General features: G+C 69.6%; 1 pseudogene. It reads left to right on the top strand.

Features of this window, described 5'->3' with window-relative positions:
• Positions 1–338: 338 nt before the first annotated feature.
• Positions 339–703: pseudogene (locus ABTU92_RS30030) on the top strand (hypothetical protein); the annotation flags it as partial.

The raw sequence follows: 703 nt of genomic DNA, 5'->3' as shown, positions 1-703 counted from the left end.
GCCGAGCCCGGGCGCGGCGACGTTGCCGTCGGGGCCGCGAACCTTTCCGAGCTTGTCCGCATGGTTAATCAGCCATTAACCCGCAACATGATACATATGGATATAGTTCTAGCTGATAGGTCGGATGAAAACTCCCGCTCGGCATAGCCGGCTCGGTCGCGAGCAGGCCGTCACCGGGCTCGGCGGAGGGCGCACGCTATGGCCGGGGAGCGGCGCCGCTGCTCACGCAGGCCCCAAGAGGAGACGGCCGGAAGGCTGCGTGACGCGCCGGCATCGCTTCGTGGCGATGTCCGGACATTTAGGGGAATGACATGAGCCTGCACCGTGGCCGCGTCCGAATGGTTCTCCTGGCGAGCGCCGGCGGGCTGTGTGCGATCGGCGCCATCGCCGGAACGGCGACCCCGGCGATGGCTCAGTTCGTATGCGGCATCAGCTCGAACGGCTCCGAGCCCCAAGGCGGCCAAAGCGCCAGCGCGACCGGCAACGGGGGAACGGCTTGCGGCGTGCTCGCGAACGCCGGCGCTGGAATCGCCGCGACGGCGATCGGCTCCAACGCGGTCGCGGCGGGAGACTCGGCGACGTCGCTCGGCGGTGCAGCCGGCCAGAACAACGGCACCACCGCCGGCGTCACCTCGCTCGGTGCCCTGTCCAATTCGCAGGGCGGCGCCGGCGCCTACAGCACGGCGATCGGGGCGACGCCGTT

This window comes from Rhodoplanes sp. SY1 (assembly GCF_046000175.1).
In the GTDB taxonomy this organism is placed as follows: domain Bacteria; phylum Pseudomonadota; class Alphaproteobacteria; order Rhizobiales; family Xanthobacteraceae; genus Rhodoplanes.
Note: the sequence above shows the minus strand (reverse complement) of the source record. Positions and strands in the feature narration are given on the sequence as shown.